The following is a 5870-nucleotide window of genomic DNA, read 5'->3' on the forward strand; positions in this document are numbered from 1 at the left end:
ACATAGCGCTGACGGTAACGCTTGGCAACATCCGTTAATCCATGCCACTTGTCGGGTAGGGGCAACAGGGATTTCGTGAGGATAGTATATTGTTTAACGTAGACAGATAATTCGCCCTTTTCAGTCCGTTTAATAGTACCTTTGGCTCCTAAAATGTCGCCTGCATCTGTAAGTTGCTTCAGGTGATTGAAGGCATCGGCATCAATATCTGCCATACCTTCTTGAATGCGATTTTTATCCAGATAAAGCTGAATTGTACCGGTTTCGTCTTGCAAGGTGAAAAAAGCCAATTTACCAAAAACGCGACGCGCCATAATGCGTCCGGCTATGGCAACTTCCAAATCAACTTCTTCAGCACTGACTAAATCGGCAAACTTTTCTTGCAACTGTGCTGCATGATGGGTAGATTCCCAACGATAGGCATAAGGGTTAGTCCCTAGCTGCTTGAGTTGTTCTACTTTCTCCAGCCTGGCGGCTCGGATATCTTCTTCCGACATGGTAACGAACTAAATAGGGCAAGATTAATTATAGATGCTGCCAAAGTTGAGAGTAAGAGATATTTGCACTTTGCAGATGATAATATCGCCAAACCAAATACAATGACACAAACTAAAGTGCGCTTGTGGAATGTAGATGAATATCACCGGATGCTTGAGACGGGTATTATCACAGCCGATGAACGGGTAAAACTGATTGATGGGCAAGTTATTCCCATGAATGCCAAAATTAAATTTACTCAGCACTCAGCACTCAGCACTCAGCACTGAGTGGGTAAACAAAAAGCGCCTCTTTATGCGAAAGCAGGAATTAATGACTACTGGATTTTGGATGTGAATCAGCGTCAGGTTTATGTTTTTCGCGAACCAAGCTTGAAAGGTTACAATCTTGAATTTATTTTGCAGGAGGATGCAACATTATCCTTAATTGCATTTCCAGAAATTGAAGTCCAGATTAGTCAGCTGTTTCCATAAGTTCTACAAATCAAACTTTTATTTCTCTCCTCTTGTCAGTAAATGCCTAGATGAAACAGCTTTCATTTTCAAGTTAGTAAATTGCACGATCGCCTTTACTAAATCTTGCTGTTCTGGTTGCAAATTTAGTTTTTCTAACGCTTGATTGATATTATTACCAGCCCGGAGATTGTGATTAAGTTGGTCACGCTGAGATGAGTTTAATACTGCCGCAATTTCCCTATTTCTTCTCTGACGCACAGCCTGAAGTTCCTGGCGTTGTAAGGGAGTCAGGTTAATCTCCGACGAGGTGGAGTAGCTTGCAGTTTTGGTAGTTTGGGCGAAAATAATACCAGAAGTAGTATTGATTTGAACGGGTGCAGCTAAGGCAATTCCCGGCATGAAGAGGACAAGAGCAAGAATATTAGCGAACACAGATAGCCGTTTTGTCAAGTAAATTACCATATTAAGAAATATCTATTACACTGCGGCGGAAGTTTGCTTACTTTAACAAGTTGCTCAAGTCCCAAAACCAGGAATTAAACGCTTGAGGGCGCGACCAGCAACGTCGCCATAGCGCAGTTCTCCACACAGAATCTTACCCATGATCTTCGCACCGGAAGAACGCTTAACACCAACTTTGTAGCCAATGCCAGGAAAGCGATAAAATGCTCCACCTAATTTTTGCGCCCAAGCCATCTCAGTACCCCATTGTTCATTAATCGCTTCGCTATATTTTTCTAAAGCGTTGGTATCACCCGAAAGTGCTTCATTAATGGCTCCTGCTGCCATCAAACCACTAAAAATTGACGGACGAATGCCTTCTGCTGTCATCGGATCGACTACACAAGCAGCTTCCCCAGCTAAAACTGCATTTTGAGTATGCAACTTTTGGTTGCCATCCCACAAGCAAAGAGGATAACCATATTGCTTGCCAGTTTTGATATCTACATTAAACGATCGCGCGTACTCATCTAAAATTTTCTTAAAATCCTGGGGTTTGCCGCCGACAAATGTACCGACACCAATGGAATAACCGTCCGCCTTCGGGAAGTTCCAAATGTAGCCGTTTTTCACCAAGCCAAACTCGAAATGAATTGTCGATTTATCCTTGACCTCCGCGGCAACTTCGGCTTCTAAAGCTCCTGCTAAACGGCGTTTACGGTCTTTGAAGCCGAGCCATTTTGCCATTGGCCCTTTAGCACCATCAGCCGCAATTAAGTAGCGACCTGTAACTGAGCCATTAGATGTGTTAACTTGCCAGTAGTCGCTTTGAAACTCAATACCTGTTACTTCCGTATTATCTCGTAGTTCAGCCCCTTGCTTTTGTCCTTGCTGCACTAAGAAATGGTCAAAAATATCTCGTCGCACCATCCAGACTGGTTCTTTTGTTGCGATTTTTGCTTCTACGGGGTCGCCCAAATTCCAGGTAAAGCGAAGGGAGTCGGCTTTTACAGAAATTACTGGGCTAAAATCAAAGTCGAACCATTGAGCGATCGCTGGAGATACACCACCACCACAAGGTTTATATCTTGGCAAAGATTCTTTTTCCAAGACTAATATTGAGTGACCTTGCTTGGCTAAATGATATGCAGCTGTTCCACCAGCTGGCCCAGCGCCGACAATGATGCAGTCGTACATATTGAATTTTTGCTTCAGAATTAGTTTATTTTCTATTAAGTAGGGGCAATTTATGAATTGTTCCTACTTTAATTATTCATGTCTACTTACTTACTCGATCCATTTTTCTAGGATTTATGCAATAACCTTAAGAAATGATAAAGGCTGAAGAATTTATCCATTATCCTTCAGCCTTTATGCTTAAGACTTTAGACTTTAAACAGTCGTGATGTCTTTTTCTTTTTCTGCCAACAGCGAGTCTATTTTGGCAGTATACTCATTTGTCAATTTTTGCAAGTTGTCTTGTTGGTCTTTTGATTCATCTTTGGAGATTTCAGAGGCTTTCTCCTGTTTGCGAATGGCGTCTATGGCATCGCGGCGAATGTTACGAATAGCAACACGACCCTCTTCAGCGTACTTGGATGCCATTTTGACAAATTCTTTACGACGCTCGCTGGTTAAGGGCGGAATATTCAACCGGATTACAGAACCGTCGTTACTGGGTGTTAAACCTACATCTGAGAGGGAAATAGCCTTCTCAACGATGTTTAGGGTGTTGCGCTCGTAGGGTTGAATTAAGATCGTCGTAGCATCTGGCGTGCTAATATTTGCCAGTGATTTTAAGGAAGTAGGCGAACCGTAATAGTCCACCAATACCTTATCTAATAGACTCGCATTGGCGCGACCAGTGCGAATCGAGTTAAAAGCTCGTTGAGTTGCCTCAACGGTTTTTTGCATCGAACTTTCAGCTTCAGCTAATTTCACAAGAACCTCCCACAAGGGTACCGATGGATTCTCCCAAGACTGCTCGGTGGATATTTCCTCGCACCGTTAGGTCAAATACCAGAATTGGGATATTATTTTCTTTACACAAGGCGATCGCAGTACTATCCATCACCCGCAAATCTTGGGCTAAAACGTGCGCGTAGGTTAAGCTATTGTAACGCTTGGCGTCAGGATAAATATGAGGATCGGCATCATATACTCCATCTACTTTGGTGGCTTTAAAAATCACCTCAGCATCAATTTCTGCGGCTCTTAATGCCGCAGTAGTATCTGTAGTAAAAAAGGGATTTCCAGAACCAGCACCAAAAATTACCACCCGTCCTTTTTCAAGATGACGGATGGCACGACGACGAATATATGGTTCTGCTAATTCTTGCATAGCGATCGCGGTTTGCACTCGCGTCTGTACTCCTATGCGTTCTAGCGAATCTTGCAGCGTCATGGCATTCATTACCGTGGCAATCATCCCGATATAGTCAGCGGTTGCCCTGTCCATCCCCGCCGACGCTGCTTTGACGCCACGAAAAATATTGCCGCCGCCAACAACTATGGCGATTTGAGTACCAGTGGCTATCACCTCTGCTAATTCTTCTGCTATGCCTTTGACCACTTCGGGATCAATGCCATAGCCCATGTTGCCCATTAAGGCTTCACCGCTCAGTTTGAGTAAAACCCGTCGGTAATTCGTTCCCATGAAGTTACGCTTTATCAAAAAAGTTGCAATTGCCTCCAATTTAAGATAGCAGTTACAGGGACTATCTATGTCTAGTTACGCCAAATCAATGTAGTACCTACTGGTTCTGTTTGTGGTATAGCTATTTCTTCTCCTTTAAACAGAGAAGCGATCGCAGTTCTCAAATAATCCTCTTTCACTGATAATGGATCTTGGGGATGATTATCAATTTTCCCTTTGTAACGGACTATACCATTAGTGTCTATGAGAAAGGCTGTTGGTGTTCTTGTTACGCCGAGACTACCGGTCACATCTTGGGTTGAGTCCCACAGGTAGGGGAAATTCAACTGGTGACGTCGGGCAAAAGCTTTCATATTTTCAAAGCTTGACCTAGTGTCGTAGTCAACATTACTACCATTGAGTCCAATTAGTGTGAAGCCTTTTGGGGCAAATTCGGCTTGAATGTTTTTTAATCTGCCTAAGTACCGATCGACATAAGGGCAGTGGTTACACATAGAAATAACGCCGACTGCTCGGAACTTTTCAAGATAACGCCTGAGATGGTGTACTTGACCATCAATTCCTGGCAATTCAAAATCTGGTGCGTAGCTCCCAACGGGAGTATCAATTGTTTCTAGTAGATTCATAATTTCTGGCTCGCAGAACTAGGAACAAGAAAAATATTGTTAAATTCAGCGTCAGTTTCCAGTTGCAAACCACCCCTTAGCCGATGCCTCATATTCGCCAATCTTATAGACCAAATTTGCGATCGTAAATTGTGAAACTACTGAATCTAGCACTGATGCTAATTCGCTCACATCTAAAAAATAGCCCAAATATTACTCACATTAAAAAAGTTATGATTTCAACTACTGACATAATCTCAGTTGTGAGTAAATTACTTCTATCAATAAGATGAAAACTCTCTATACTGGATAAAACTATCAGCTTAGAAGCTTTCGTGGTATATGTATAGGCTATCACTAGAGCAAAAGATTGATTTTGAAAATCTGATAAATTTTATCCAAATTAAAAACAATTTTACTTGTGCCTTGCTGTTGAAAGCCTTTATACCCTTGTTATCATCAAATTTTCCATGACAACCTCAAGTTCAAAAACAGCACTTAACTCTACAAAAACCTGGATTTGGCAAGATTTTCCGATCTGCTATCAAACCCAAGGAACTACAGGGCCAGCTGTTGTCCTGGTGCATGGATTTGGTGCTTCTTGGTGGCACTGGCGAAAAAATATTCCTGTATTAGCGGAAAATTGCCGTGTTTATGCGATCGATTTGATTGGTTTTGGCGCTTCTGCGAAACCTCAACCTGGTGAAAAAATTACCTACACATTAGAAACCTGGGGACAGCAAGTAGCAGATTTTTGCCGTGAAGTTGTCGGTGAGCCAGCTTTTTTAGTCGGAAATTCTATTGGCTGTATTGTCGCCATGCAAGCAGCAGTAAGCAACCCAGATATTGCCTTGGGAGTTGCTTTGCTCAACTGTTCTTTACGGCTGTTACACGATCGCAAACGGGTAACTTTACCTTTATCTCGTCGTTACGGAGCGCCTCTACTGCAACGCCTGTTATCCATCAAACCAGTTGGTGATTTCTTTTTCAATCAACTCGCCAAACCGAAAACAGTGCGAAAAATTCTGCTGCAAGCTTATGCGAATGCTGAGATGGTGACAGATGAGTTGGTAGATATTCTCACTTCCCCAGCAAGCGATCCGGGTGCTGTTGCTGTGTTCCTGGCTTTTACTTCGTATTCTACAGGACCTCTACCAGAAGACCTTTTGCCACTGTTACCCTGTCCTGCGATTATCTTGTGGGGAACGTCTGATC

Annotated in this window: 9 protein-coding genes; 3 read left to right on the forward strand and 6 right to left on the reverse strand. The window is 42.7% G+C overall.

Annotated elements, in window-relative coordinates; translation table 11 throughout:
• Positions 1-497, reverse strand: a 497-nt coding sequence (locus IQ229_RS10085) for an OB-fold nucleic acid binding domain-containing protein (RefSeq protein WP_228013357.1), incomplete at its 3' end; no start/stop codon positions are given.
• Between the two features lie 102 nt (positions 498-599).
• Between IQ229_RS10085 and IQ229_RS23885 the strand changes: the two genes are divergently transcribed.
• Entirely contained in the window at positions 600-767 is a 168-nt protein-coding gene (locus tag IQ229_RS23885) for a hypothetical protein (RefSeq protein ID WP_228013358.1), read from the forward strand.
• Positions 768-971, forward strand: a complete 204-nt coding sequence (locus IQ229_RS23890) for a Uma2 family endonuclease (RefSeq protein WP_322743966.1) — start codon at positions 768-770, stop codon at positions 969-971.
• Positions 972-989: 18 nt separating this feature from the next.
• On the opposite strand, the gene IQ229_RS10095 is transcribed toward IQ229_RS23890, so the two are convergent.
• The 5 genes from IQ229_RS10095 to IQ229_RS10115 all read right to left on the reverse strand — a co-directional run bounded on the left by IQ229_RS10095 (position 990) and on the right by IQ229_RS10115 (position 4676).
• Positions 990-1415 carry a hypothetical protein gene (locus IQ229_RS10095; RefSeq protein ID WP_194043339.1) on the reverse strand — a complete coding sequence of 142 codons (426 nt, stop codon included), beginning with the start codon at positions 1413-1415 and terminating at the stop codon, positions 990-992.
• Positions 1416-1469: 54 nt separating this feature from the next.
• Positions 1470-2591: a geranylgeranyl reductase family protein gene (locus IQ229_RS10100; RefSeq protein WP_194043340.1), complete on the reverse strand. Its 1122-nt coding sequence runs from the start codon at positions 2589-2591 to the stop codon at positions 1470-1472.
• A gap of 195 nt (positions 2592-2786) precedes the next feature.
• Positions 2787-3335 (reverse strand): ribosome recycling factor, encoded by a 549-nt coding sequence (frr, locus tag IQ229_RS10105; protein ID WP_194043341.1) that lies wholly within the window; start codon positions 3333-3335, stop codon positions 2787-2789.
• Positions 3322-4050, reverse strand: a complete 729-nt coding sequence (gene pyrH, locus IQ229_RS10110; protein WP_194043342.1) for a UMP kinase — start codon at positions 4048-4050, stop codon at positions 3322-3324. The genes frr and pyrH overlap by 14 nt, the downstream gene beginning before the upstream one ends.
• Positions 4051-4121: 71 nt before the next feature.
• Positions 4122-4676 (reverse strand): thioredoxin family protein, encoded by a 555-nt coding sequence (locus tag IQ229_RS10115; protein WP_194043343.1) that lies wholly within the window; start codon positions 4674-4676, stop codon positions 4122-4124.
• Between the two features lie 449 nt (positions 4677-5125).
• Here IQ229_RS10115 and IQ229_RS10120 point away from each other — a divergent pair.
• Positions 5126-5870: alpha/beta fold hydrolase (locus IQ229_RS10120; protein ID WP_194043344.1), on the forward strand; the 745-nt coding region annotated here is incomplete at its 3' end.

The sequence above is a fragment of the Nostoc cf. edaphicum LEGE 07299 genome, assembly GCF_015207245.1.
Taxonomy (GTDB): domain Bacteria; phylum Cyanobacteriota; class Cyanobacteriia; order Cyanobacteriales; family Nostocaceae; genus Nostoc; species Nostoc edaphicum_B.